At 35.3% G+C, this 24,109-nt stretch carries 28 protein-coding genes; 19 read left to right on the top strand and 9 right to left on the bottom strand.

Annotation, left to right across the window (positions count from 1 at the left end; all coding sequences use genetic code 11):
- Positions 1–245 precede the first annotated feature (245 nt).
- A complete protein-coding gene (locus ACYFX0_RS22415; RefSeq protein WP_000434870.1) occupies positions 246–839 on the top strand; it encodes a DedA family protein in 594 nt (197 codons plus the stop codon).
- Positions 840–850: 11 nt separating this feature from the next.
- On the opposite strand, the gene ACYFX0_RS22420 is transcribed toward ACYFX0_RS22415, so the two are convergent.
- The 3 genes from ACYFX0_RS22420 to ACYFX0_RS22430 form a co-directional block, all read right to left on the bottom strand.
- Positions 851–1,279, bottom strand: coding sequence for an EamA family transporter (locus ACYFX0_RS22420; RefSeq protein ID WP_000100295.1), 429 nt, complete (start codon positions 1,277–1,279; stop codon positions 851–853).
- Positions 1,280–1,488: 209 nt separating this feature from the next.
- Positions 1,489–1,635 carry a BH0509 family protein gene (locus ACYFX0_RS22425; RefSeq protein WP_000817786.1) on the bottom strand — a complete coding sequence of 49 codons (147 nt, stop codon included), beginning with the start codon at positions 1,633–1,635 and terminating at the stop codon, positions 1,489–1,491.
- Between the two features lie 154 nt (positions 1,636–1,789).
- On the bottom strand, positions 1,790–2,206 hold the full coding sequence (locus tag ACYFX0_RS22430; protein ID WP_000550220.1) for a pyridoxamine 5'-phosphate oxidase family protein: 417 nt from the start codon (positions 2,204–2,206) through the stop codon (positions 1,790–1,792).
- 178 nt (positions 2,207–2,384) lie between these two features.
- Here ACYFX0_RS22430 and cax point away from each other — a divergent pair, with 178 nt between their 5' ends.
- Both cax and ACYFX0_RS22440 read left to right on the top strand, forming a co-directional pair.
- Positions 2,385–3,440: a calcium/proton exchanger gene (gene cax, locus ACYFX0_RS22435; protein WP_000482131.1), complete on the top strand. Its 1,056-nt coding sequence runs from the start codon at positions 2,385–2,387 to the stop codon at positions 3,438–3,440.
- 81 nt (positions 3,441–3,521) lie between these two features.
- Positions 3,522–4,319 (top strand): YfkD famly protein, encoded by a 798-nt coding sequence (locus ACYFX0_RS22440; RefSeq protein WP_002083605.1) that lies wholly within the window; start codon positions 3,522–3,524, stop codon positions 4,317–4,319.
- Between the two features lie 35 nt (positions 4,320–4,354).
- Here the strand turns inward: ACYFX0_RS22440 and yfkAB are convergent, their stop codons facing one another.
- On the bottom strand, positions 4,355–5,482 hold the full coding sequence (gene yfkAB, locus ACYFX0_RS22445; RefSeq protein ID WP_000156022.1) for a radical SAM/CxCxxxxC motif protein YfkAB: 1,128 nt from the start codon (positions 5,480–5,482) through the stop codon (positions 4,355–4,357).
- Positions 5,483–5,695: 213 nt separating this feature from the next.
- Here yfkAB and ACYFX0_RS22450 point away from each other — a divergent pair, with 213 nt between their 5' ends.
- From ACYFX0_RS22450 to truA, 6 genes are all read left to right on the top strand, one after another.
- Positions 5,696–5,878: an SE1561 family protein gene (locus ACYFX0_RS22450; protein WP_000513558.1), complete on the top strand. Its 183-nt coding sequence runs from the start codon at positions 5,696–5,698 to the stop codon at positions 5,876–5,878.
- Positions 5,879–6,084: 206 nt separating this feature from the next.
- Positions 6,085–7,605 (top strand): class I fumarate hydratase, encoded by a 1,521-nt coding sequence (gene fumA, locus ACYFX0_RS22455; RefSeq protein WP_000413529.1) that lies wholly within the window; start codon positions 6,085–6,087, stop codon positions 7,603–7,605.
- 125 nt (positions 7,606–7,730) lie between these two features.
- Complete coding sequence (gene pdaA / locus ACYFX0_RS22460) at positions 7,731–8,513, top strand: delta-lactam-biosynthetic de-N-acetylase (protein ID WP_000875970.1); 783 nt, start codon at positions 7,731–7,733, stop codon at positions 8,511–8,513.
- Positions 8,514–8,572: 59 nt separating this feature from the next.
- Complete coding sequence (locus tag ACYFX0_RS22465; protein ID WP_000269427.1) at positions 8,573–9,436, top strand: DNA-3-methyladenine glycosylase family protein; 864 nt, start codon at positions 8,573–8,575, stop codon at positions 9,434–9,436.
- Positions 9,437–9,446: 10 nt separating this feature from the next.
- Positions 9,447–10,826 (top strand): 23S rRNA (uracil(1939)-C(5))-methyltransferase RlmD, encoded by a 1,380-nt coding sequence (gene rlmD, locus ACYFX0_RS22470; RefSeq protein WP_000615211.1) that lies wholly within the window; start codon positions 9,447–9,449, stop codon positions 10,824–10,826.
- Between the two features lie 56 nt (positions 10,827–10,882).
- Positions 10,883–11,620, top strand: a complete 738-nt coding sequence (gene truA / locus ACYFX0_RS22475; RefSeq protein ID WP_000553114.1) for a tRNA pseudouridine(38-40) synthase TruA — start codon at positions 10,883–10,885, stop codon at positions 11,618–11,620.
- A gap of 44 nt (positions 11,621–11,664) precedes the next feature.
- On the opposite strand, the gene ACYFX0_RS22480 is transcribed toward truA, so the two are convergent.
- Both ACYFX0_RS22480 and ACYFX0_RS22485 read right to left on the bottom strand, forming a co-directional pair.
- Positions 11,665–11,868, bottom strand: a complete 204-nt coding sequence (locus ACYFX0_RS22480) for a hypothetical protein (protein ID WP_000063865.1) — start codon at positions 11,866–11,868, stop codon at positions 11,665–11,667.
- Between the two features lie 84 nt (positions 11,869–11,952).
- Positions 11,953–13,356, bottom strand: a complete 1,404-nt coding sequence (locus tag ACYFX0_RS22485) for a sigma-54 interaction domain-containing protein (protein ID WP_001258425.1) — start codon at positions 13,354–13,356, stop codon at positions 11,953–11,955.
- A gap of 292 nt (positions 13,357–13,648) precedes the next feature.
- Between ACYFX0_RS22485 and ACYFX0_RS22490 the strand changes: the two genes are divergently transcribed.
- The 3 genes from ACYFX0_RS22490 (at position 13,649) to ACYFX0_RS22500 (ending at position 16,800) form a co-directional block, all read left to right on the top strand.
- Positions 13,649–13,903 carry a biotin/lipoyl attachment domain-containing protein gene (locus ACYFX0_RS22490; RefSeq protein WP_000859489.1) on the top strand — a complete coding sequence of 85 codons (255 nt, stop codon included), beginning with the start codon at positions 13,649–13,651 and terminating at the stop codon, positions 13,901–13,903.
- 105 nt (positions 13,904–14,008) lie between these two features.
- The gene (locus ACYFX0_RS22495) at positions 14,009–15,430 is read left to right on the top strand and encodes an amino acid permease (protein WP_000969252.1); all 1,422 of its coding nucleotides are present in this window, start codon (positions 14,009–14,011) and stop codon (positions 15,428–15,430) included.
- A 95-nt stretch (positions 15,431–15,525) separates the two neighbouring features.
- Positions 15,526–16,800, top strand: coding sequence for an acetylornithine deacetylase (locus tag ACYFX0_RS22500; protein ID WP_001067752.1), 1,275 nt, complete (start codon positions 15,526–15,528; stop codon positions 16,798–16,800).
- Positions 16,801–16,899: 99 nt separating this feature from the next.
- Here the strand turns inward: ACYFX0_RS22500 and ACYFX0_RS22505 are convergent, their stop codons facing one another.
- A complete protein-coding gene (locus tag ACYFX0_RS22505) occupies positions 16,900–17,553 on the bottom strand; it encodes a DUF1232 domain-containing protein (protein WP_001262777.1) in 654 nt (217 codons plus the stop codon).
- Between the two features lie 130 nt (positions 17,554–17,683).
- On the opposite strand from ACYFX0_RS22505, the gene ytaF reads away from it, so the two are divergent.
- A complete protein-coding gene (gene ytaF, locus ACYFX0_RS22510; RefSeq protein ID WP_000100730.1) occupies positions 17,684–18,295 on the top strand; it encodes a sporulation membrane protein YtaF in 612 nt (203 codons plus the stop codon).
- Between the two features lie 114 nt (positions 18,296–18,409).
- Positions 18,410–18,568, top strand: a complete 159-nt coding sequence (locus ACYFX0_RS22515; protein ID WP_000532409.1) for a hypothetical protein — start codon at positions 18,410–18,412, stop codon at positions 18,566–18,568.
- Between the two features lie 23 nt (positions 18,569–18,591).
- Here ACYFX0_RS22515 and ACYFX0_RS22520 read toward each other — a convergent pair whose 3' ends face one another.
- Together ACYFX0_RS22520 and glsA are read right to left on the bottom strand one after the other, a co-directional pair.
- Positions 18,592–18,933 (bottom strand): DUF3969 family protein, encoded by a 342-nt coding sequence (locus ACYFX0_RS22520; protein ID WP_000766603.1) that lies wholly within the window; start codon positions 18,931–18,933, stop codon positions 18,592–18,594.
- 158 nt (positions 18,934–19,091) lie between these two features.
- Positions 19,092–20,021, bottom strand: a complete 930-nt coding sequence (gene glsA, locus ACYFX0_RS22525) for a glutaminase A (protein ID WP_001149844.1) — start codon at positions 20,019–20,021, stop codon at positions 19,092–19,094.
- 69 nt (positions 20,022–20,090) lie between these two features.
- Between glsA and ACYFX0_RS22530 the strand changes: the two genes are divergently transcribed.
- The 5 genes from ACYFX0_RS22530 (at position 20,091) to ACYFX0_RS22550 (ending at position 24,105) form a co-directional block, all read left to right on the top strand.
- Positions 20,091–20,204 (top strand): hypothetical protein, encoded by a 114-nt coding sequence (locus ACYFX0_RS22530; protein WP_003276512.1) that lies wholly within the window; start codon positions 20,091–20,093, stop codon positions 20,202–20,204.
- Positions 20,205–20,346: 142 nt separating this feature from the next.
- A complete protein-coding gene (gene nagE / locus ACYFX0_RS22535) occupies positions 20,347–21,840 on the top strand; it encodes an N-acetylglucosamine-specific PTS transporter subunit IIBC (protein ID WP_000938888.1) in 1,494 nt (497 codons plus the stop codon).
- 252 nt (positions 21,841–22,092) lie between these two features.
- Positions 22,093–23,337 (top strand): serine hydrolase domain-containing protein, encoded by a 1,245-nt coding sequence (locus ACYFX0_RS22540; RefSeq protein WP_000371815.1) that lies wholly within the window; start codon positions 22,093–22,095, stop codon positions 23,335–23,337.
- Positions 23,338–23,492: 155 nt separating this feature from the next.
- Complete coding sequence (locus ACYFX0_RS22545) at positions 23,493–23,894, top strand: LSm family protein (RefSeq protein ID WP_000335512.1); 402 nt, start codon at positions 23,493–23,495, stop codon at positions 23,892–23,894.
- Between the two features lie 16 nt (positions 23,895–23,910).
- Complete coding sequence (locus ACYFX0_RS22550; RefSeq protein ID WP_000899475.1) at positions 23,911–24,105, top strand: LSm family protein; 195 nt, start codon at positions 23,911–23,913, stop codon at positions 24,103–24,105.
- Positions 24,106–24,109: the final 4 nt, after the last annotated feature.

Raw genomic sequence — 24,109 nt, forward strand, 5'->3', positions numbered from 1 at the left:
TGAATGTAAGTGAGTTATGTGGGAGTCGGGATGTCTGTAGAAGCAAGATTGGCGTAGATTAATAATTAGTAGAGGATGAAGAAAAGCCCCACTGATTAAAGTTTCACTTTATCTCTGTTAAAGGAAAGAATAGAAGTAGAGTTCATTATAAAAACAATGTATAGTGAATATGTATACCATGTTTGCCTTAAAGATAGAAAGGGTACAATGTGGAATAACGATCGTGCATAGGATGTGTCTTCCGAATGGAACAACATATTGGCGAGTTAATCGCGCATTATGGCTATTTTGGAATTGTTATAGCTTTGGCTGGTGGGATTGTCGGATTACCGATACCAGACGAGTTTTTATTGACCTTTATTGGTTATAATGTTTCAAAAGGAGTTATGTCAGGAACTGCTGCTTTTTTAAGTGGGATGGCTGGTGCGATGTTAGGGATTACGTTAAGCTACATATTAGGTTTAAAACTTGGGCTCCCTGTTTTAAAGAAATATGGGCCGAAAATTAGAATTAAAGAACATCACATTGAAAAAACACATATTTTATTTGAAAAATATGGGCCATTTCTTTTAATGATTGGTTATTTTATACCGGGAGTACGTCATTTAACGGCATATTTTGCTGGGGTATCAAATTTGACACTTTGGCGTTTTTGTTTGTACGCTTACGGTGGTGCGCTCATTTGGATAAGTGTTTTTATTGGGCTTGGCTGGAAGTTAGGCGAGAAGTGGCGCTTCGTTGAGTATAGTTTACATCATTATGGAATATGGATTTTATTAATTTCAGCAGTTGTTACATGTGTTGTATGGTTTTACATAAAGAAAAAGAAAAACCGCTAATAGCGGTTTTTTTAGCTGAAAGCAATAAATAATACACCAGCTGTAATAAAGACTACACCAACACCGGTCATAAAGTTTAACTTTTCACCGAGGATAATCATAGCGAGAATGATAGAAAATACGACGCTTAATTTATCGACAGGAGCTACTTGTGAAACCTTTCCTGTTTTGAGGGCAAGAAAATAAAATAGCCATGAAGAAGCACCTGCAATCCCACTTAATGTGATAAATAGCAGTGCTTTTTTATTTAGCAGTACGTCGCCGATATTTTGAAATTTACCTTGTATGATAATAACGCCTATCATAAATAATGCCATAATAATAGATCGAATTGTTGTTGCAACGTTTGCATCGATTCCGTCTAAACCAAACTTTCCAAAAATCGATACAAGGGCAGCAGCAATTGCTGATAATAGTGCAAATAAGAGCCACGAACTCATAGTAAAATCCCTCCAATCTTACAGTATTATACATGAAAATGATTCTCATGTATAAAGTTGAAGTAATTAAGGTTTATAGGAAGCATGACTCCAACTTAACTTCTTGCTCCACTTGAATTTTAAGGTGGGAGTTTTACTGCCCGCAAATAGTGGGCTAAATAACGAAATAATCCCCACCTTATATTTTTAATAAGGTGGGGATTATTATGCTACTCTGCAATTTCCTCATATAAAAAGTACGTTACATTATAAATATGCTCTACTTCATCGTCTGTCATAAACAGTAATTCGTCACGCTCAATCCCTTTCTTCTTTTCAATAAACTCAATCATATTTTTGCGTTCTTCTCTCTTCATCAATTTTATTTCTCCTCTCAATCTGTTTTAATACAGTTTATTTAAGTTACTGCTATTATATAACAGAATCTTTAGAAAGTTCCACCTATTTTATTGTTTTTTTCAAAAGAACTTTTCGACAAAACAAGCCCACCTAAAGGGGGCTTGTTTTATTTTATAGTCGTAAAAACTCAGGCTCCGTCGTACCGGCACCATCGATGTAATAAATTGTGTCGGGATTGATTTTTATCAATACGTAATTAGGGTCTTCAGGACCGAGTAACCAACGTTTTAAGCTATTATTCCAAAACTTGTTTTTTAATGTTGAGTCTTCCTCGATTGAAGCTAATCCTTCAACTTCAATATAATCTTCATCTAATTTTTTTCCTTCTCGTCCGAGTAGTACATGGACATTAGGATTTTGTTCAATATCTGTTATCTTTTTTGATTGTCGATCTGTTGCAACATATAGTACAAAATCTTCATGGAAAAACATCATAAAGGCACTATGCGGTTTCTCGTTACGTACTGTGGATAATACACCGGTACGTTGTCCTTGGATAATAGTTGCAATTTTCTCTTTTAAGTGCATATTCTTTACCTCTTTTCCTAATTTATATTTTCTCTGTTTAAACAAGATAATTTAAATATCTTTCATACTGTTTTCTTCAAGTCGATTTTTTAAACGTAATTGTGATGAAATCGGACAAGTTAGGAGAAGAATAATAATAATATTGAGGAGAAATACATACGATGGAAGGGTGAAAAGCATGTTTAATAAAATATTTCTTATAGTAGCACTTATAGGTGTACCACTATCTGTACTTGGAAAAACACTTCATTGGCCAGAAACAATTATGTTCGCTGTGTATTGTATTACGATTATCGCGTTAGCTGGTTTTATGGGGAGAGCAACAGAGAGTTTAGCAATTGTATCTGGTCCTAGAATAGGCGGATTATTAAATGCTACTTTCGGTAATGCTGTTGAACTTATCATTTCAATTTTTGCACTTCAAGCAGGGTTAATTGAAGTGGTGTTAGCTTCTTTAACGGGTTCTGTACTTGGAAATTTATTATTAGTAGGAGGACTATCCTTCTTTGTAGGTGGACTTAAATATAAAAGGCAAAGCTTTAACGTTTACGATGCAAGGCATAATTCAGCTTTATTAATATTTGCTGTTGTCGTGGCCTTTGTTATTCCAGAGATCTTTTCAATGAAGATGGACGCTGGCAAGACGTATCAATTAAGTATAGGTGTTTCTATTATTATGATTATCATGTACATTGCTGCATTACTATTTAAGTTAGTTACGCACCGTGGTGTATATCAACATAAAAGTGACGAAGTAGCGCATGAAGAAGAGCCAGAGTGGTCGAAAGGGAAGGCACTCCTTATTTTAGCGATAGCAACACTGGCGGTAGCTTATGTATCAGAGGCGCTCGTGCATACTTTTGAAACTGTTGCAAAATCATTTGGTTGGTCAGAATTATTTATAGGGGTTATTATCGTTGCAATTGTTGGAAATGCAGCGGAACATGCATCTGCAATTATTATGGCTTATAAAAATAAAGTAAATATTGCAGTCGAAATTGCAATAGGTTCTACATTACAAATCGCCATGTTTGTTGCTCCTGTACTAGTATTGCTATCTATGTTCTTCGCGCAGAGGATGCCTTTAGTATTTACCATACCAGAACTTGTATCTATGATTACAGCCGTTTTCTTAACGATTGCGATTTCAAATGATGGAGATACAAACTGGTTTGAAGGCGGCACTTTACTAGCGGCGTATGTCATTATGGGAATTGGTTTTTATTTATTATGAAAAATAGGCATAACAATTGTGCTCAGAGAAAACAATAAACAAAGTAGTATATATACCTTTACATAGGAAGGAGCCAGACAGGTGAAACGAGTATACAGCATATGTCTTTCAACTATGGTCTCGTTTATTTTATTATTTCCTAACATGAGTTTTGCAAAGACAACAGTAGGAACAAAAATGCCTTCATCTGTTTTAAATATTTCAAAAGACAATACATTTCCAAATGATGCGCAAGATTTGCCACGTTTACAGCCAAGTAAGTTTGCTCAAGAACTATTGAAAACAGCTAATATTAAAATTGAAAATCCAGACTTAATTCGGATGTTTAATGAAACGACAATTTCAAATGCGCCGCTTGCAGTAGGGTACCGGGCAAAAATTTATTTAGGTCAATGGGCTTTACATTATGAATCAGTAGACACATCGATTAATTGGGAATATAAACAAGTGAATCGAAATGTGTATGATAATCGCGGAGGAGACCGTTTATATCCACTTCGCTATAAGCAAGAAACACAAAAGACGGTTGAAGGCGATTTAACAGCAGATATGAAAGATGCTGCAGATGTGAAAAAAATGATGCTTCTCAAAGCGCTTGAAAAAGTACAATTGCCCCTTTCGTTTAAAACAACTATTGGTTATGGTACTGGACATGAGCGTGTGTATAATATTAGTCCGAGTCAACTCGGATATTTATACGCTTATACACCAGCAGTAAATGAAAAGGGAAAAGTAACATTTGGAGAAGTGTATCTTGTATTAAAGGGAAATCAAAAAAGACTTGTTGTGAAAAATATTACTTCTCAAGGAATTGGAGCGGCGATTCCAATTCATGATCATTTATTTTTTAAATTCATTTCTTCTTCCCACTCGCAATAACATAAAAAAACGTCAGCTTATAAGCTGACGTTTTTTTATAATGTAATGTTTGCTGTTTTTGATAAGAAATCTTCTGTCGGATAGTAGCTGTTTTTTACAAGAACATTTGGTCCAAGACATTTTACTGCAGGACAGTGACAGCTTAATGATTTTGCTGTTTTTGAAGCACTCCATTTGTCATATGCTTCTTGTAATGTGTTTGTTTGTATGTTTCCTAGAAGTGGAACATCACCAAAGTCCGTCACAATAATATTTCCATCGAAAATATTTACATTTAAACGAGAACGGCCATCTGGATCGTTACGAACGGTTACATTTTTGCTCTCTTGTAATTTTTTAAATGTGGCAATGTCTCGCTCGTCATCGCTACAAGCATAGAAAGGTAAAGTTCCAAATAACATCCATACATTTTCATCGCGAATTTCTAGTAAATGCTCAATCGCATCACGAATTTCAGCTTTTGTTAAAATCTCTAGATTACTCGCGAAGTCACTTGGATACATTGGGTGAACTTCATGACGTTTACAGCCCATCTCTTCGACGATTTGGCGGTGAATATGTTCAATATGTGGTAGAGTTCTTTTGTTTAACATTGTTTCGGCAGATACAAGTACACCTGCATCTGATAGAGCCTTACTATTTGTAATCATTCTTTCGAATAATTTTGCACGTTGTTCGTAAGTAGGTTTACGCTCCATCATTGCAAATCCGCCTTCAACGAAGTCATCAATTGTTCCCCAGTTATGAGAGATATGCAACACGTCTAAATAAGGAATAATTTGTTCGTAACGTGCTAAATCTATAGTTAAGTTAGAGTTGATTTGAGTGCGAACGCCTCGTTCATGGGCGTATTTTAAGAGTGGTGTTACATAGTTGTCGACGGATTTTTTTGAAAGCATAGGTTCTCCGCCAGTAATACTTAAAGAACGTAAATGAGGAATCTCATCTAATCGTTTTAATAAAAGATCCATCGGAAGCGGATTTGGGTCTTTCGGCTGTAACGTGTAACCAACAGCGCAATGCTCACAGCGCATATTGCATAACGTCGTCGTTGTAAATTCAACATTTGTTAATAGTAGTTTGCCGTACTCTTCAAGGTCCATATACGCTTCCCATGGATCGTAAGAAGGAGTAATCGGCTTCATTTTTTGTGATATCGTCATATGAAATACTCCTTTGACTATTGAAATAACAATTTGTCCATTCTCTATAATAGAAGAATATGTGCTTTTTATAAAGTGAAACTTTTTAGCATGAAAAGAGAGAGGGCTTACATTATAGTGGATGACTGTGACAAAATTGGTGAAATTTCATGCCCATAGCAATCATTTTTGCGGTATAATAAAAGCAACTCGAATTAAAAGGAGAGTGCCTTCATGGGAAAAGCAATTCAAGATAAAGATACACAATTAGTATATTTAAAAGAGCGTTTAAATATGTTCATTGAAGTAATTGATACAATTGAACCTGAAGAAGTAGAATTAGAAGATGTAGATCGTCTTCTTGCAATGTTAGATGAATTAGAATTAAAATGTGAGCAATTTAAAAAAGACGAATAATATATTAAAAAGGCTGCCAATTCCAATTTGGTAGCCTTTTTCTGTGCGGATAATAGAAGGACGATAGAAAAAGAGGTATAATCAAGTTGTGAAAAATTTCATTTATGCTTTAATAGCGTGAAACAAATAAAAAGCTAAAGAGCATAACAATGGAATTTTCAGCTCATAACGTTTTGGTAGCGTTCACAATTGAGGGGGAAGTAACAATGGAAAAGCTTCAAGAAAGCATGTATCAACTAATTGTTGAAACGTCAACGAACTTACCGAAAGATGTTCGTCGTGCGATTCAACAAGCGAAAGAGCGAGAAAATGCAGGGACTCGTTCTGCGATGGCACTTGGCACAATTACAAATAATATTAAAATGGCTGATGATAACATCTCACCGATTTGCCAAGATACAGGGATGCCAACGTTTAAAATTTATACACCAGTTGGTGTGAATCAATTAAAGTTGAAGGAAGCTATCTATAATGCGCTTGAGCGGGCGACAAAAGATGGTAAACTTCGTCCAAATTCTGTTGACTCTCTTTTTGGAGACAATAGTGGAAATAATTTAGGACCAGGTACACCGGTTATTAAGTTTGAACAATGGGAAAAAGATTATATTGATGCACGTTTAATCCTAAAAGGTGGTGGCTGTGAGAATAAAAATATTCAATATAGCTTACCGTGTGAACTAGAAGGACTTGGACGAGCTGGCCGTGATTTAGAAGGAATTCGTAAATGCCTTCTTCATGCAGTATACCAAGCACAAGGTCAAGGATGTAGTGCTGGTGTAATTGGTGTTGGTATCGGGGGAGACCGCACATCAGGTTATGAATTAGCAAAAAATCAATTATTCCGTACATTAGATGATGTCAATCCAGTACCAGAGTTACAACAACTTGAAGAGTACGTATTAGAAAATGCGAATAAGCTTGGCATTGGTACGATGGGATTTGGTGGAGAAACAACTTTACTGGGCTGTAAAATTGGCGTGTATAACCGCCTGCCAGCTAGCTTCTACGTATCTGTGGCGTATAATTGCTGGGCATATCGCCGCCTAGGTGTAACAATCCATCCTGAAACAGGTGAAATTATGGATTGGTTATATCAAGAAGGTGAAGATACACTTCAGCATGAAGCACAAGAAAAAACAGAGCAACGTGAGATTGTATTACAAGCACCAATTACAGAAGAGCAAATTCGTGGACTTCGCGTTGGTGATGTTGTAACAATTAATGGCATGATGTATACAGGTCGTGACGCAATCCATAAGCATTTAATGGATAATGATTGTCCAGTAGATTTAAACGGACAAATTATTTACCACTGTGGTCCAGTTGTTGTGAAAGATGACAATGACAATTGGCAAATTAAAGCGGCAGGTCCAACGACAAGTATTCGTGAAGAACCGTACCAAGGCGATATTATGAAGAAATTTGGTATTCGCGCTGTTATTGGAAAAGGCGGTATGGGTGCGAAAACATTAGCGGCTTTAGAAGAACACGGTGGCGTGTACTTAAACGCAATCGGCGGTGCCGCGCAATATTATGCTGAATGTATTAAAGAAGTGGAAGATGTTGATTTCTTACAATTTGGTATTCCAGAAGCAATGTGGCATTTACGCATTGAAGGTTTTAAAGCAGTTGTAACGATGGACTCTCATGGTAATAGTTTACATGCAGATGTTGATAAAACATCACTTGAAAAATTAGCGAGCTTTAAAGAGCCGGTATTTAAATAAACAAAAATGCATCTCGAATCTTTCGAGATGCATTTTTTGGTATATATAGAAAAACATGCACAGCATGAAAGTAAGTAAGGAAACAGAAACTACAGGTACGATTATATATGGAAAGGAGACTATTTATGAAATATAAATGGTTATATATCGGTCTCATTTTTTCAATTATGATGGCACTTGTTCCAGTTTCAACATTGGCTTATACAAATACTCCACATAACTGGGGAATCCCGCGTCCTAAAAATGAAACAGTACCAGATGCAGGAAAGTTATATACGGATTTACTGCAAAAAAATGGCGGGTTTTATTTAGGAGATACGAAGAAAAAAGATATTTATTTAACATTTGATAATGGATATGAGAATGGATACACAGGGAAAATTTTAGATGTATTAAAAGAGAAAAAAGTACCAGCAACTTTCTTTGTAACGGGGCATTACATTAAAACACAAAAAGATTTATTGTTAAGAATGAAGGATGAAGGACACATTATTGGAAATCATTCTTGGAGTCATCCTGATTTTACAGCGGTAAATGATGAGAAGCTTCGTGAAGAATTAACGAGTGTAACGGAAGAAATTAAAAAAGTAACTGGGCAAAAAGAAGTGAAATATGTACGTCCTCCGCGCGGCGTATTTAGTGAAAGAACGTTAGCTCTTACGAAAGAAATGGGCTACTATAATGTATTTTGGTCACTTGCATTTTTGGATTGGAAAGTGGATCAGCAAAGAGGATGGCAATATGCGCATAATAATGTTATGACGATGATTCACCCAGGATCTATTTTATTACTTCATGCAATATCAAAAGATAATGCAGAAGCACTTGCGAAAATCATTGATGATTTGCGCGAGAAAGGGTATCATTTTAAAAGTCTAGATGACTTAGTAAAAAGCAATCAACCGTAAGCATGTATGCTTACGGTTTTCTCATGCTATAATGATGTGTAAAAAGGATGGGGAAACGTATGTGGAGCGAACATGTTACGTTAGAGTATCCGTATCATTTTGAAGAAGTATTAAAACGTTTATCTTTTGATCCTCTTAACGTCATTCAATTAGATGAGAAAGTCATTTATATCCCGCTTTGCATAGAAGAGGAACAGGTTGTTGTTCGCTTACAAGGGATTGGTACTGTTCAAAATCCACAGTTTTGGATTTCTAGTCAGACAGGAGATCCGGAGAAAGTCATGAAACGAATGAGGGCCATTTTTCATTGGAATGAACCGTTTCAAGATATACAAAATCATTTTTTAAACACATCATTACGTCCACTATTTGAAACATATGCTTATACTCCAATTATTTTAGAATTTGATTATTTTGCTTGTCTTCTTCGCTGTATCATTCACCAACAAATAAATTTGAAATTTGCTACTGTGTTAACAGAACAATTTGTGAAACGGTATGGAACAGAGAAGAACGGTGTATTCTTTTTCCCCACTCCGGAAATAGTAGCAAATATTTCAATAGAAGAATTGAGAGAGCAGAAGTTTAGTCAGCGAAAGGCTGAATATATAGTAGGATTAGGTCGAAGTATTGTCAGTGGTACATTAAATTTAGCGAGTATAGAAACTGGGACGGAAGAAGAAGTTTCAGCACAATTGTTGCCAATTAGGGGAATTGGTGCATGGACAGTGCAAAACTTTTTAATGTTTGGGATTGGACGGAAAAATATGTTTCCGAAAGCGGACATTGGGATTCAGCGTGCAGTGCAAGGTATATTTCAATTAGATGATAAACCTGATGATGCATTTTTAGAAAAAGTGAAACAAGAGTGTGAACCATACTGCAGTTATGCAGCGTTATATTTATGGAAAAGTATAGAGTAGAGGTGTAATAATGATACAAAAGCAACATGAGAGTAAGTTGGAAGTTGGTCAAACGTTTCCTGTGACAATTAAACGTCTTGGGATTAACGGAGAAGGCGTTGGTTATTTTAAGAGACAAGTTGTTTTCATTCCAGGGGCATTACCAGGAGAAGAAGTTGTTGCAGAAACAACGAAAATTCAGCGTGGCTTCGCTGAAGCGAAAGTGAAAAAAGTTCGTAAAGCTTCACCGCATCGTGTGAAAGCACCGTGTCCAGTATATGAGGAGTGTGGCGGTTGTCAGCTGCAACATTTAGATTATAAAGAACAATTGAATCAAAAGCGTGATATCGTTGTACAAGCATTTGAGAAGTACATGAAAAACAGTATGGAAGAGAAAATTCGTCCAACGCTTGGCATGGAAAATCCATGGCATTACCGTAATAAGAGTCAATTACAAGTGGGGCGTAAAGACGAAAAGGTTATTACAGGGCTATATAAACAAAACTCACATCAGTTAATTGATATTGCTCACTGTATGATTCAACATAAAGCAACGAATGAAGCGACAAAAGTTGTAAGACGTATTTTAGAAAAATTAAATGTTTCTATTTACAATGAGAAAAAACAAAAAGGTTTAGTACGCACAATTGTAACACGTACTGCAGTTCAAACAGGGGAAGTACAAGTTACACTTATTACAACAAAAGAAGAATTACCAAATAAAGAACAATTTGTTGCAGAAGTACAAAAACAGATGCCAGCGGTTAAATCAATTATGCAAAATGTAAACTGGCGTAAAACATCTGTTATTTTTGGAGATAAAACATTTAAATTAGCTGGAAAAGAAGTAATTCAAGAAACACTTGGCGATTTATCATTTGAATTATCAGCACGTGCATTCTTCCAGTTGAATCCAGAACAAACAATTGTTTTATATGATGAAGCGAAAAAAGCAGCTGCGTTAACAGGCGATGAGAAAATTGTAGATGCGTATTGTGGTGTTGGTACAATCGGACTTTGGCTTGCGAACGATGCAGCGGAAGTACGTGGTATGGATGTAATTCCAGAAGCGATTGCAGATGCAAGAAAAAATGCGAAGCGTCACGGATTTACAAATACGAAATATGAAGCAGGTAAAGCTGAACAATGGTTACCGAAATGGGTAAAAGAAGGATGGCGTCCAGATGTAATTGTTGTCGATCCACCACGTACAGGTTGCGATGATAAATTACTGGAAACGATTTTAAAGGTGAAACCGAAACAAGTTGTGTACGTGTCTTGTAATCCTTCTTCATTAGCACGTGATGTACAAGCATTAATGAAGAGTTATGAAGTGGAGTATGTGCAACCAGTTGATATGTTCCCGCATACTGCGCATGTAGAAAATGTAGTGAAGCTTGTTAGAAAGTAAAGTTTATTAATATTCCCTCATGGTATGAGGGAATATTTTCTATGAAGGAGAATATTATGCATAATTATAAATTAACGATTCAGTACGATGGTGCACGTTTTAAAGGATGGCAACGTCTCGGTAATAATGATAATACGATTCAAGGAAAAATCGAAAGTGTCATATCTGAAATGATCGGAAAAGAAATTGAAATTATCGGTTGTAGTAGAACAGACGCTGGTGTACATGCTTTGAATCAAGTTGCTAACTTTCAAAGTGATGAGAAGTTAGTGGAACATAAAGTGAAAAAATATTTAAATCAATATTTACCTAATGATATTAGCATTACGAATGTGGAAGAAGTACATGATCGTTTCCATGCTCGTTACAATTCTAAAGCAAAAACATATCTGTATAAAATTTGGAATGAAGAGCATACAAATCCATTTATGCGTAAATACAGCATGCATGTGAATAAAAAATTAAATGTGAAAAGCATGAAAGCAGCTGCAAAACATTTAGTTGGTTCACATGACTTTACTGCTTTTTCAAATGCGAAATCAAAGAAAAAATCTATGGTTCGAGAAGTATATACACTTGATGTGATGGAAGAGGCAGGATTTGTACAAATTAGAGTAAGTGGGAACGGATTCCTTCATAACATGGTAAGAAAAATTGTTGGGGCATTAATTGAAGTTGGATTAGGACAATTAGATGCTGAAGCAATTCCAAACATTTTAGAAGAAAAGCAGCGCAATCAAATTAATTGTCTTGCTGAGGCAAGTGGGTTGTATTTAGAGAATGTTGAGTTTTAATGGCAAATAAAAAAATCGGGCTAAGTAGCTCGATTTTTTTAGTATTACGAAGATTTCTCGTTTTTTATATGTAGCTTCAAATTCCAAAAAGCAGCAAGCATAATAGCTGCAAAGGAGCCCGAAATTGTTCCTAATAGCTTTGCATAAGGAGAGCTGCTTACATCGGAATTAATGAATAACATCATACAGAGCATGGCAGGGAAAAAGTATAAGTATTGTAATAACTTTAATTTTTTATCATTACTCATATATATAGCCCCTTTCTAGCATGTTATATGTTCATTGTAACATATTTTACCAAATTATTTTTTGCATTTGGAGAAATGTTCATTTCATATGTGTAAATGCAGTTTTTTAATTCGATATTGTAAATTTTGTCTACTTAATCCTAAAAATTTTGCAGCTTGTGAGATGTTACCGTGATTCTCTTTAAGAATTTGATTGATGTAGTTTTTTTCCATTTTTTCTATTGTGTGTTTTAAAGTTTTAGGTGCATCAGTATTGTGATTAGTTAGTGTATGCTGCATGTTGAATTCTTTTTTTATTTGTTCGCGAAAGCGAGTAGGAAGATGAAAAGCTGTAATGATGGTTTCATCTTCTATCAAGTTCATGGAACCTTCAATTATATGTTCCAATTCCCGTACGTTTCCAGGCCAATCGTATGCATAGAAAAATTCACTTACATTTACATCTACATCGGTTACGTTGAGCACGAATTGAGTATTATATTTTTTAATAAAGTGCTGAACAAGAGCTGGAATATCTTCTTTTCTTTCCCGTAAAGGCGGAAGACATAAAGTAACGACGCTTAATCGGTAATATAAGTCTTCTCTTAATCGATCATGTGCGATGGCTTCGAAGGGATCTTCATTAATAGTTGCTATAATACGAACATCAATTTCTTTTTCGTGTGTACCTCCGATTCTTCTTATTGTTTTTTCTTGTATAGCCCGTAGCAACTTAGCTTGAAGAATTGGGCTTAATGAATTGATTTCATCTAATAACAAAGTTCCTCCGTTTGATTCTTCGAATAAACCTGGTTTATCTATTGCTCCTGTAAAGGCACCTCGATTTGTACCAAATAATAGGCTTTCCATTAAGGTATCAGGTATAGCGGCACAGTTTTGTGAAATAAAAGGTTTTGTTGAACGCTGACTTTCATTATGGATGCTTTGTGCAAATAGTTCCTTACCAGTACCTGTTTCTCCTACGAGAAGTATGGAGGAAGATGTACGAATTACTCTTTTTCCTTCTGTAATAATGGATTGAATTGCTTCAGAATCACCAATTATGTGATCAAAGGTAAATTTAGTGCTTTGTTTTCGAGAAGGGCCTATTCTTATTGTTTGCTTTAAGTGACTGATCTCTTTTGATATTTCAATGGCACCTTTAATTTTTCCATTTTCTATTATAGGGAAAGTATCGTTAATCGTTGTAATTTCTTGTCCTTTATTGTTAAAATACGTTTGTTTTATATTTTTCTTTGTTTTTCCAAATTTTAATGCCTCTATAAGAGTACTATTTTTATTTTCTTCAAATGCAAATACCTCTAAAGGACTTTTATATAGCACATCTAAGCGATCCATTGATTCAATTTCCATCATTTTGCGGTTATAGACAATCGTTTTACTTTCCTCATTAATAATATGAATCCCGATATCGAGTTCATTGAGTAAAGTTTCATATAGCATATTCATTTCAATGATCTGTTTAAAATTAATGTCTTCTGTACGCATAGATTATCTTCTCCTCATTTCACCCTATGAAGACTGACTTTTTATAATTTTATTAAAATTCTTATAAAACCGCAAAATTTTTTTGCTATTTTCCTTTTAAAACTTCTCAAATGATAGAAAAATTTTGCGGTTGTGCACGCTTTTTTGTGTGAAACTCTCATTTAATATATGAATCAGAGACTTGGTACGTATTTTGCATAAATAATATTCGAAATCTCTAGAGGGGAGAATATGAATTTTTATAGGATATACAACGTTGCGGTGTCAATTAATAAGAGGGGGAATTTATAAAGTGAAGACAGTTATAGAAGGTGTGTATAGTCCTTGTTATGGAAAAGTAGAGAAGTTATTTGTTACGGAAAGTTCTTACGTATACGAGTGGGAGAAATTAGCGTTAATTGAAACAATAGATAAACAGAAAGTAGAAATTAAGATAGGGATCAGTGGTTATATTGAATCATTAGAAGTAGTAGAAGGACAAGCTATTGCTGATCAAAAGTTATTAATAACAGTAAGGGATGACCTTTTAGTAACAGGCAGTGATTAATGTAAGTGACGTGTAATTTTGCTCTTTTAACTCATTATTTTTACGGTGAATAATTTTAAAAACGCTTACATTAAATGGGTTGGCAAAGTGAAAAGGGGGATTTATATGATGGATCAAAACCAAGGATTAAAAAGAGAATTGAAAAGCAGGCACATATTTATGATTGCACTCGGTGGAGTTATTGGTACAGGACTTTTTTTAGGGTCAGGTTATACGATTCATGAAGCTGGACCTGGAGGAGCAATTGTAGCGTATCTTGTCGGTGGATTTGTAATGTATTTAACGATGCTCTGTTTAGGAGAATTAGCTGTTGCGATGCCTGACGCAGGGTCTTATCAAACGTATGCGACAAAGCACATTTCCCCTGCAGCGGGTTATGTAGTGGGATGGATGTCGTGGTTAAACTGGTCTGCTACGATAGGCATTGAATTAATTGCAGTTAGTATTTTGATGAAACGCTGGTTTCCCGATGTACCGTCATGGATTTGGTGTGTAGTGTTCGCAGTACTGCTCTTTGCTATTAATGCGTTATCTTCAAGAAGTTTTGCGGAAGTGGAATTTTGGTTTGCAAGTATTAAAGTAATTACAATTATTGCATTTATTATTTTGGGCGGGGCAGCAATGTTTGGTTTTCTAGATATGAAAGGAAATGAACCAGCGCCAATGTTCTCTAGCTTTACTGATTATGGTGGATTGTTTCCAAATGGATTATCAGCCATTTTAATTACAATGATTGCAGTTAATTTTTCTTTCCAAGGAACAGAATTAGTTGGTATTGCAGCAGGTGAGAGTGAAAATCCAGAGAAAACGATCCCGAAGGCAATTAACAATACAGTTTGGCGTATACTTGTTTTCTTTGTACTATCTATTTTTATTCTTGCTGGACTATTCCCTTGGCAGCAAGCAGGAGTAATAGAAAGTCCATTCGTAGTTGTATTTGATAAAATTGGTATTCCTTATGCAGCAGATATTATAAATTTCGTTATTATTACAGCAGTACTATCCGTTGCGAATTCAGGATTATATGCAACTTCGCGTATGCTATGGTCTATGTCTAATCAAGGAATGATTAGTCCAATTTTTGGCAAGTTATCTAAAAACGGTGTTCCTATTTATGCATTAATCGTAAGCACAATTGTAGGGTGTCTCTCACTACTATCAGGTATTTATGCGGAAGATACAGTTTATTTATGGCTGCTTTCTATCGCTGGGTTCGGAGCGATACTAGTTTGGGCATCTATTGCTTTATCAAATTTATTAGCTAGAAGGTCATACATGAAGCGGGGCGGGGATGTTAAGGACTTGAAATTTAAAACACCATTGTATCCATTTGTACCACTTCTTGCGTTAGTATTAAATTTAACAGTAATCGTTGGCATGGCCTTTATTCCAGAACAAAGAATGGCATTGTATTGTGGTATTCCATTTATGATTGTTTGTTTACTGTTTTATCGTGCTACAAGAAATAAGGGAAGTAATGTGGAGCATATTGAAAAGACAAATACAACGGAAGTAGAGAATTTATAATAGTGATTAATTAGGAGACTGTAAAATTGTAAACAGTCTCTTTTTTTGTGAAAATAAAGCTGGAAACATACTATGTATGCAAAGGGGAATTAGCGATGAATCCAGAAGTTTCGCAGTTGTTAAAACAAATAGATTCAAGGAAAGAGGAATTACTAGAACTTACAAAAACTTTAATTCGTTTTGAAACACCAGCACCACCAGCGAGAAATACAAATGAAGCGCAAGAATTTATTGCAGAGTTTTTAAGAAAACGAAATTTTAGTATTGATAAATGGGATGTATATCGGAATGATCCGAACGTTGTTGGAGTAAAAAAAGGAATAAAAAGTGACTCATATAAAAGTCTTATTATTAATGGGCATATGGATGTAGCTGAAGTTTCAGCAGATGAGGCGTGGGAAACAAATCCATTTAATCCATTTATAAAAGATGGCTGGTTAGTTGGACGTGGCGCAGCAGATATGAAAGGTGGGTTGGCTGGAGCGCTATTTGCCATTCAACTTTTACAAGAAGCTGGTATTGAATTACCTGGAGATTTAACTTTTCAATCAGTAATTGGAGAAGAAGTTGGAGAAGCAGGTACACTTCAATGCTGCAAAAGGGGTTACGATGCTGATTTTGCAGTCGTAGTGGATACGAGTGATTTACATATGCAAGGGCAAGGCGGTGTCATTACTGGATGGATTACAGTGAAAAGTCCGCAAACGTTTCATGATGCAACGCGTAGACAAATGATCCATGCTGGAGGACGTTTATTTGGAGCGAGTGCGATTGAAAAAATGATGAAAATTGTGCAAAGCTTACAAGAATTAGAGCGCCACTGGGCAGTCATGAAAACATATGAAGGCTATCCATCTGGAACAACAACAATTAATCCAGCTGTTATTGAGGGAGGAAGGCATGCGGCGTTCATTGCGGATGAGTGCCGATTGTGGATAACAGTGCACTTCTATCCGAATGAAACACATGAACAAATAATAAACGAAATTGAAGAGTATATTGGAAAGGTGGCAGCTGCCGATCCATGGTTAAGTGAAAATCCGCCACAATTTAAGTGGGGCGGAGAATCAATGATTGTAGATCGTGGTGAAATTTTTCCTTCTTTAGAAATAGATAGTGAACATACAGCTGTAAAAACGCTTAGCTCAGTACATGAATCAATTCTTTCTAAAAACGCAATTTTAGATATGTCTGCAACGGTAACGGATGGTGGTTGGTTTAGTGAATTTCATATTCCGGCTGTTATTTACGGACCAGGCACATTAGAGGAAGCTCATTCAATAAATGAGAAAGTAGAAGTAGAGCAGTTAATTGAATTTACAAAAGTAATAACAGCATTTATATATGAATGGTGTCATATGAAAAAATAGATTAGTATGTTGAAATAGTACAGGTATGTATACTTGTACTATTTTTTAGTGAACTATTTCAGAGTTAAATAGAAACAACTGAAATAGTTCTTTATTTTGCTATGTCTTTCGTTTCATTTCAAGTAATTTCTCTTTTGCTAATTCAACGGCAATCGCATCATCTAAATAGCCAATTGGAAAGAGATAGTCGGGAATAATATCTGTCGATAAAATGAAATAAAGTAATGCGCTCCCAAGAACTGCACGTTCTTCTTTTGAAATGGTTTCATTGCAAAATTGTTGATACATATCTGTTAATTGTTCAATAAAAGGACCAGCACTATCAATTTGCTCTAATTTGCTTGCGAAACTGTCACGAATACGATTTTCGCCTTCTGTTGTCTGGGCATAGCGTTCGTAATTTTCGAGTTCTTGTTTTACGCGAGTTGTAGTGTAATCGAAATCGAATAAGTTAGAGGATTGTAAAGTTTGCTGAATGGTATCAAGAGATGTGTACATATCCGTTTTTTCTTTATTTATGTGAGGAGAATCAGGGTACATTTCATCAAATAACAATTGGGGTGGAACTTGAAGACATTCTGCAAATTTTTGTAGATGTTTTTGTTTCGGCGGTTGTTTGCCATTAATAATTCTTGAGACCGTTGCAGGATCAATATTTGTAAGTATTCCTAGTTGGCGCATAGATAGGGCGCGTTCTTTTAAAAGTTTTTTTATTAATTTACCAAGCCGATCATTCGGGTTTTCATTAGCCATAGTGTAGGCACTCCTTTTTTAGTGTTGAAAAAATGTTGAGCATTTATTACAAGTATATGAAACAGACAGGCACAGTTGCTCAACATTTTCATAATATGCATTGAAAAGTGAGAAAAAGGGGTGACTATTTATGAGTACGGCAGGCTTATTTTCAATTTTTTTAATCGGGATCGCTTCTAATTTAGATAATGCAGGTGTTGGAATTGCGTATGGCATTCGTAAAATTCGTATTTCGTGGTTTAACAATTTTATCATCGCATTCTTTGGATTTTTATTTACTTTATTAGCGGGATTTTTTGGGAACTGGATTGCGTTATTTATTTCAGAGTTTACAGCAAACTTGATTGGAGCAATCGTTTTAGGGATAATCGGGGTGTTTATTTTATGCCAGCCTTTCTTGAGTCAAAAAAATACAGCAGGTTCTAAAGATGATAATGTACTTATGGGAATTTTACGTGATCCAGAAAAAGCAGATTTCGATGGATCTAAAACAATTAGTTTTTCTGAAGCACTTGTTTTAGGGGTTGCATTGTCTATTAATAATATCGCAGGTGGGTTCGATGCTGGAGTAACAAATTTAAACCTTTGGCTTACAGCGACTATTTCTGGGGTGTTTAGTTTTATTTGCATAAGTGGTTTTGGGTATGTAGGAAAACGATATTTAGCAGAATACTTAGGGAAATGGGCGACGGTTATTGCAGGAGTGTTATTAATTCTTATTGGGATCGATCAGTTGTTGTAAGGAGAGTAGAAAACAAGGTTCGAGTATTTCCTTGGAAATACAGCAAGGGATTGCATATATCGACGTACTTTTCTCCATACTAATACGGATTTCTTTTAAGAAAGGGGGATTTGTATGGGACGCGGGAAAGCATTTGATCATAAGAAAAAAGGGCATGATCATCAACCACCTAAAGGTGCGTTCATTCATAAAGATGTAAATGAACATACTTTGGAAGAGGAAGAGCTACCAGTAAATATTGAGGCGTATAAAAATAGTTTAAAAAAACATTAAAAGCACCTACATAGGTGCTTTTTTTACCGTATATCTTCAATTAATTGTTCGGATTCTTCATGCATACTGTACTCACTTAATACTTGAATGCAAAGCCACTTTAATTCTTCGATCGTATGCTCAAGTTCTTCAGGAAGCACATGGTGAATGTCTTCAAGTCCCATTCCGAAATGAATAAGTTCAAGTACTTGATCATCGATGTTCCGGTCCATTAATAGTTCAAGTACTTCTAAATTGAATATGTATCGGTGAGCTTCGTCGAGTGAAACAACTTTTAGCTTTAAGCTTTCTACAATACTCAATATAAAAAGAAGAATTGTTTTTTCAAGAACAGGTTGTTTTCCCATTTGAAATATTAGTTTCATCTTTCACACCTCCACATATAGCGCTAGGTTGTACTATATTATTCGGGAGGGGGGAGCAAATATGCATAATAAAGAGAAACTTTCAATACCGTTTTTGTATGGATATTGATAACAGATCAAATAAAAAAATCCCGCTATACTAGCAGGATAACTTTCCATTAAAAAATACTCCAGCCTTCTTGAGCAGAAAGAAGTTCAAGAATTTTAAAACCAGCGATACTATTTCCGTTTGCATCTAAAGCTGGCCCGAAAATACCGATTCCCATTTCACCTTTTACGCAGCCGAAAATGCCACCGGCTACACCACTTTTTGCAGGGATACCAACACGGATTGCAAATTCACCAGATTCGTTATACATACCACATGTGACCATAAATGTTTTGCAAATTTTTGTAATATGTTTAGGGATAATCTGTTTCTTTTTATATGGATCATATCCATCCATTGCAAAAATTAAGCCAATACGTGCTAAATCAATACAGTTTACTTCAACTGCACATTGACGAGTGTATAAATCCATAAGTTCTTCGATGTCACAATCGATAATTCCGTTTTGTTTCATATAGTAACAAAGTGAACGATTTAAGTAAGCTGTCTCTAATTCTGAATTGGCAACTTTAGAAGAATAATTAATAGTAGGATTATCTGTTATTTCACGTACAAAATGAAGGATACGCTCCATTTTTTCCTCGTTATCTTTTCCTGCTAACATGCTTGTAATAGCTAATGCTCCTGCATTAATCATTGGATTAAGGGGTTTGGACGGACTTGTCGTTTCTAACTTAATAATAGAATTAAATGGGTCACCCGTTGGTTCCATTCCAACTTTAGAAAATACATATTCTTCGCCACGGTCTAAAAGGGCAAGGGCAAGTGTAATTACTTTGGAAATACTTTGAAGAGTAAATAGTGTTTGTGAGTTGCCTGCATGGATATATTCTGATTCTTTATGGAAAATGGCAATCCCTAAATCGTCTGGATTTGCATTTCCTAGTTCGGGGATATAAGTAGCAAGTTTTCCTTTTTTTGTATATGGTTTTACTTGTTCTAACAACTGTTGTAAGTTGTTTGTTTCAATGCACTGCATAGTACCAACGCTCCTATTTCGAATTAACTAAGTTTACTTTTCCCGATATGCTCGGAAATAAATAATAACATGAAAAAGTGGAATGATAAAACGAAAGTTACATGTTCTATAGTAGGTCGTTCGTTTCGCGTCCTCTGTATTAAAAAAGGAGAATTTCCCTTTTATATAACAGTTTGGAAATAGGAGATTTATCCATAAAAAATCCAAAAATAAAAACTACACATCTATACAACTATATGTTATTATGGTTATGTAAATAGAAAGCGTTTTCTAAGGCGTACTTATAATGATAACGATTTCATAAATTGAATTAGGGGGAATTAAAATGTTGCAGTTTTTACAACGTATTGGTAAAGCTTTAATGCTTCCGATCGCAGTACTACCAGCAGCAGGATTATTGCTTCGTCTAGGACAAGAAGACGTATTAAACATTCCTGTTATGGCACAGGCCGGTGCAGCAATTTTTGATAATTTAGCACTTATTTTTGCAATTGGTGTTGCAATCGGCTTATCTGTTGACGGTAGTGGTGCAGCTGGTCTTGCAGGTGCAATTGGTTATTTAGTTATGAAGAATACAACTAATGCTTTAAGTGTTACTTACTCAACAGCAGAATTAAATGATAAATTAAAAAGTGTTCAAGATTTAGTCGGTTCAGTAGATCCAACTAAATTAGCAGATACGATGAATAAAGTTTCTAAAGCAGCAGCTTTGACACCAAAAATAAATATGGCTATACTCGGTGGTATTATTGCCGGGGTTATCGCTGGATTACTATACAACAAATTCCATAAGATTAAACTACCAGAATGGTTAGGATTCTTCGCTGGAAAACGTTTCGTACCGATCATTACGTCTATTGTAATGCTTCTTTTAGGATTATTATTTGGTCAAATTTGGCCAACAATCCAAACTGGTATTGATGCAGTGTCACACGGTATTGTAAACCTAGGTTCAATCGGTGCAGGGTTATTCGGATTATTAAACCGTTTATTAATTCCAATCGGTTTACATCACGTAATGAACACTTATTTCTGGTTTGTACTTGGTGACTTTACAAATGCAGCTGGTGATCTTGTTCATGGTGATATTGCTCGTTTCTTTGCAAAAGATCCATCAGCAGGTATGTTTATGACTGGTTTCTTCCCAGTTATGATGTTTGGTTTACCAGCAGCGTGTTTCGCAATGATTGCGGCTGCTAAACCAGAAAAACGCAAAGCAGTTACTGGTATGTTAGCTGGTTTAGCATTAACTTCATTCTTAACTGGTATTACAGAGCCAATCGAATTCTCATTCATGTTCTTATCACCAGTATTATATGGTGTGCATGCAGTATTAACAGGTCTTTCTTTATTCATAACAACATCACTTGGCATTCGTGATGGTTTCACATTTAGCGCAGGTGCTATTGATTATGTTATTAACTTTGGTATTGCAACAAAACCTGTATTATTAGCAGGTATCGGTTTAATTTATGCAGCAATTTACTTTGCAGTATTCTACTTCTTAATTAAGAAGTTCAACTTAAAAACTCCAGGTCGTGAAGATGACGATGAGTTAGTTGAAGATGTGGATGCACCAGTTGCAGGTTCAATTGGTGAAACTTACGTAGCAGCTCTAGGTGGAAAAGAAAACTTAACAGTTATTGATAACTGTGCAACACGTCTACGCTTACAAGTAAAAGATGCTAGTCAAGTAAACGAAGCAGCATTAAAACGTGCCGGTGCAAAAGGCGTTATGAAATTAAGTGACACAAGTGTACAAGTTATCGTAGGTACAAATGTTGAATCTGTTGCCGATGATATGAAAAAACACGTATAAATAATGAGATAAGAGGATGTCCAAAAAGATTGATAACATCAATTTTTTACAGGATATCCTCTTTTTTTTTAATAATTTAAAGGGAATCTTACTTTTGTAAATTTTCTTTTTCTTTTTTGTACATATGGGTTGGTAATATCTGCAGTGCGTGATAAAGTAGGGATGATATAGAATGGATTATCCATAATCTACTAAAATAAATCTTTAGTAGAGGAATTAAATTATTGGTGAGTAAGGGGAAAAAAAGCAATTATGGATCAGGAAAAAAATAATGCGAATGGGAAAGCACATCGGCCGATTGTATACATAAAAAGGACAATCATTCTCGTCTTACTATTATCACTTGTATATTTCATGTATACAAAAATTGTTGAGCATAATAAGAAAGAAGAAACTTTAAAAGCGGCAGCAGAAATGAAGAAACAAGAAGAGCTAAAAAAGAAAGAAGAAGAAAAAAAGAAGCAAGAAGAACAAAAACAAAAAGAGCAGGAAGAACAAGTGAAGCAAGCGCAAGCTGCGGAACAGCCTACTGAAGGACCACCTCAAGAAATTAATGAAAACGCTCAATTGGACCAGTATTTACAAAACGCAGGATTTAGCGGGACAGCTGTTATTGTGAAGAACGGAAAAGTTCTTCTGAATAAAGGGTACGGTATGGCAAATAAAGAGCAGCAAGTACCCAATAATTCAGAGACGACTTTTTATATTGGTTCTATTTCAAAGGCGTTTGTAGCAACCGCTATTATGCAGTTGAAAGATCAAAAAAAATTACAAGTAGAAGATACTGTTGCGAAGTATATTCCAGATTTTCCACAAGGTAATAGTATTCAGCTAAAACATCTATTAACACATACATCAGGGATTCCAGAATATGAGCAGGGAAAAGAAGATATTTCTCATGAAGAACTGATAAAGCGAATAGGAAATCAAAAGCGTATTGGTGGTCCAGGAGAGAAGTGGAAGTATTCCGATTCGAACTACTCTATACTTGCATACATTGCCGAGAAGGTAAGTGGACAGCCGCTCGAAGAATATATTAAACAACATATTTTTGCTACTGTGGGTATGAAACATTCTGGTTTTGGCACAGAATTAGAACAAACAAGATTCCCATCAACGGGTTATAAAATAGTAAATAACAATATGACAACACCTAATATTCCGAGCATGTCACAACTATATGGTTGTGGTGATATATATACGAGTGCACATGATTTATATTTATTTAACGAAGCACTCTTCTCTGGAAAGTTAATTTCAAAAGAGAGCTATGATCAAATGTTTACAGGCGGAAAAAAAGATTACGGATTTGGATGGTACGTAGACCCAGGAAGTTATTCGAATCACGGTGTAATGCCAGGATGGAATTGCTTAAATGGATTTAGTAAAAGCGGAAGTGTGTATGTCGTTTTATTATCTAACATCCAAAACAACATTAAATCGTTTGGTAAAGTGAATAACGACATTTATACAATGTTGCGGAATATTGAAGTGTAAGAAACTATCCTTTTGGATAGTTTTTTTTATGCCCTTAAACAAATATTTCTTTTAGAAAATGTATGTCTTACCTATCACAAAAATATCTGTTTTGTATACATTAAGATGTATGGATGTAAAATTTTGTAATCTAAAAATAATAGGAGGAGAAGTGTATGTGTCTGTTCGGAAAATATTGGCATAAGTTATCAAGATTATTTAATAGACAATTAGGCTATTTTTTAGATGACAAATTATTGCCTGCTGTGGAACGACTTTTATTTTCGCAAAACTTTGCAAGGTTTATTCAAAGAAACTCTAAGCAAGCTACGGAAGAATTTATAAAATCAAGCCAATTTCAATCTATTATTTGTAATATTTTAAAAGAATGCAATACATCACCTTTTAAAGAAATTGCAAAGCAGTATTTAGGTAAAAACGTAGAAATTACGGTGACGGTTGGACAATTAACAGGCGTTATTGTAGCAGTTGGTGATGATTTCTTAACATTGCAAGAAGGAATAGGAACTGAAGTTTTATTACCATTTACAAGCATTATATCAATTAAAGAAGTGTAAGAAAGGAGAGTTATATATGTTATTTACTGATGAATTACGTAACCATGTTGGTGAGCTAGTGCAAGTTGTGACAGCTGTAGAAATTGTTACAGGCATTCTTTTATCTGTGACAGATGGGGCGATAATTGTGCGTACTTCTCCTTCTTATGGACCACCGGAAGATGTAATTGTGCGTACTCCTATTATTGCTTATGTTCGATTGGAAGGGTAAGCGT

The organism is Bacillus sp. NEAU-Y102 (assembly GCF_054788175.1).

Bases quoted from the DNA above. Each gene is read 5' to 3' on its own strand.
- ACYFX0_RS22415 (WP_000434870.1), top strand. From the start codon at position 246: ATGGAACAACATATTGGCGAGTTAATCGCGCATTATGGCTATTTTGGA.
- ACYFX0_RS22420 (WP_000100295.1), bottom strand. From the start codon at position 1,279: ATGAGTTCGTGGCTCTTATTTGCACTATTATCAGCAATTGCTGCTGCC.
- ACYFX0_RS22425 (WP_000817786.1), bottom strand. From the start codon at position 1,635: ATGAAGAGAGAAGAACGCAAAAATATGATTGAGTTTATTGAAAAGAAG.
- ACYFX0_RS22430 (WP_000550220.1), bottom strand. From the start codon at position 2,206: ATGCACTTAAAAGAGAAAATTGCAACTATTATCCAAGGACAACGTACC.
- cax (WP_000482131.1), top strand. From the start codon at position 2,385: ATGTTTAATAAAATATTTCTTATAGTAGCACTTATAGGTGTACCACTA.
- yfkAB (WP_000156022.1), bottom strand. From the start codon at position 5,482: ATGACGATATCACAAAAAATGAAGCCGATTACTCCTTCTTACGATCCA.
- ACYFX0_RS22450 (WP_000513558.1), top strand. From the start codon at position 5,696: ATGGGAAAAGCAATTCAAGATAAAGATACACAATTAGTATATTTAAAA.
- fumA (WP_000413529.1), top strand. From the start codon at position 6,085: ATGGAAAAGCTTCAAGAAAGCATGTATCAACTAATTGTTGAAACGTCA.
- pdaA (WP_000875970.1), top strand. From the start codon at position 7,731: ATGAAATATAAATGGTTATATATCGGTCTCATTTTTTCAATTATGATG.
- ACYFX0_RS22465 (WP_000269427.1), top strand. From the start codon at position 8,573: ATGTGGAGCGAACATGTTACGTTAGAGTATCCGTATCATTTTGAAGAA.
- rlmD (WP_000615211.1), top strand. From the start codon at position 9,447: ATGATACAAAAGCAACATGAGAGTAAGTTGGAAGTTGGTCAAACGTTT.
- truA (WP_000553114.1), top strand. From the start codon at position 10,883: ATGCATAATTATAAATTAACGATTCAGTACGATGGTGCACGTTTTAAA.
- ACYFX0_RS22480 (WP_000063865.1), bottom strand. From the start codon at position 11,868: ATGAGTAATGATAAAAAATTAAAGTTATTACAATACTTATACTTTTTC.
- ACYFX0_RS22485 (WP_001258425.1), bottom strand. From the start codon at position 13,356: ATGCGTACAGAAGACATTAATTTTAAACAGATCATTGAAATGAATATG.
- ACYFX0_RS22495 (WP_000969252.1), top strand. From the start codon at position 14,009: ATGATGGATCAAAACCAAGGATTAAAAAGAGAATTGAAAAGCAGGCAC.
- ACYFX0_RS22500 (WP_001067752.1), top strand. From the start codon at position 15,526: ATGAATCCAGAAGTTTCGCAGTTGTTAAAACAAATAGATTCAAGGAAA.
- ACYFX0_RS22505 (WP_001262777.1), bottom strand. From the start codon at position 17,553: ATGGCTAATGAAAACCCGAATGATCGGCTTGGTAAATTAATAAAAAAA.
- ytaF (WP_000100730.1), top strand. From the start codon at position 17,684: ATGAGTACGGCAGGCTTATTTTCAATTTTTTTAATCGGGATCGCTTCT.
- ACYFX0_RS22515 (WP_000532409.1), top strand. From the start codon at position 18,410: ATGGGACGCGGGAAAGCATTTGATCATAAGAAAAAAGGGCATGATCAT.
- ACYFX0_RS22520 (WP_000766603.1), bottom strand. From the start codon at position 18,933: ATGAAACTAATATTTCAAATGGGAAAACAACCTGTTCTTGAAAAAACA.
- glsA (WP_001149844.1), bottom strand. From the start codon at position 20,021: ATGCAGTGCATTGAAACAAACAACTTACAACAGTTGTTAGAACAAGTA.
- ACYFX0_RS22530 (WP_003276512.1), top strand. From the start codon at position 20,091: ATGAAAAAGTGGAATGATAAAACGAAAGTTACATGTTCTATAGTAGGT.
- nagE (WP_000938888.1), top strand. From the start codon at position 20,347: ATGTTGCAGTTTTTACAACGTATTGGTAAAGCTTTAATGCTTCCGATC.
- ACYFX0_RS22540 (WP_000371815.1), top strand. From the start codon at position 22,093: ATGGATCAGGAAAAAAATAATGCGAATGGGAAAGCACATCGGCCGATT.
- ACYFX0_RS22545 (WP_000335512.1), top strand. From the start codon at position 23,493: ATGTGTCTGTTCGGAAAATATTGGCATAAGTTATCAAGATTATTTAAT.
- ACYFX0_RS22550 (WP_000899475.1), top strand. From the start codon at position 23,911: ATGTTATTTACTGATGAATTACGTAACCATGTTGGTGAGCTAGTGCAA.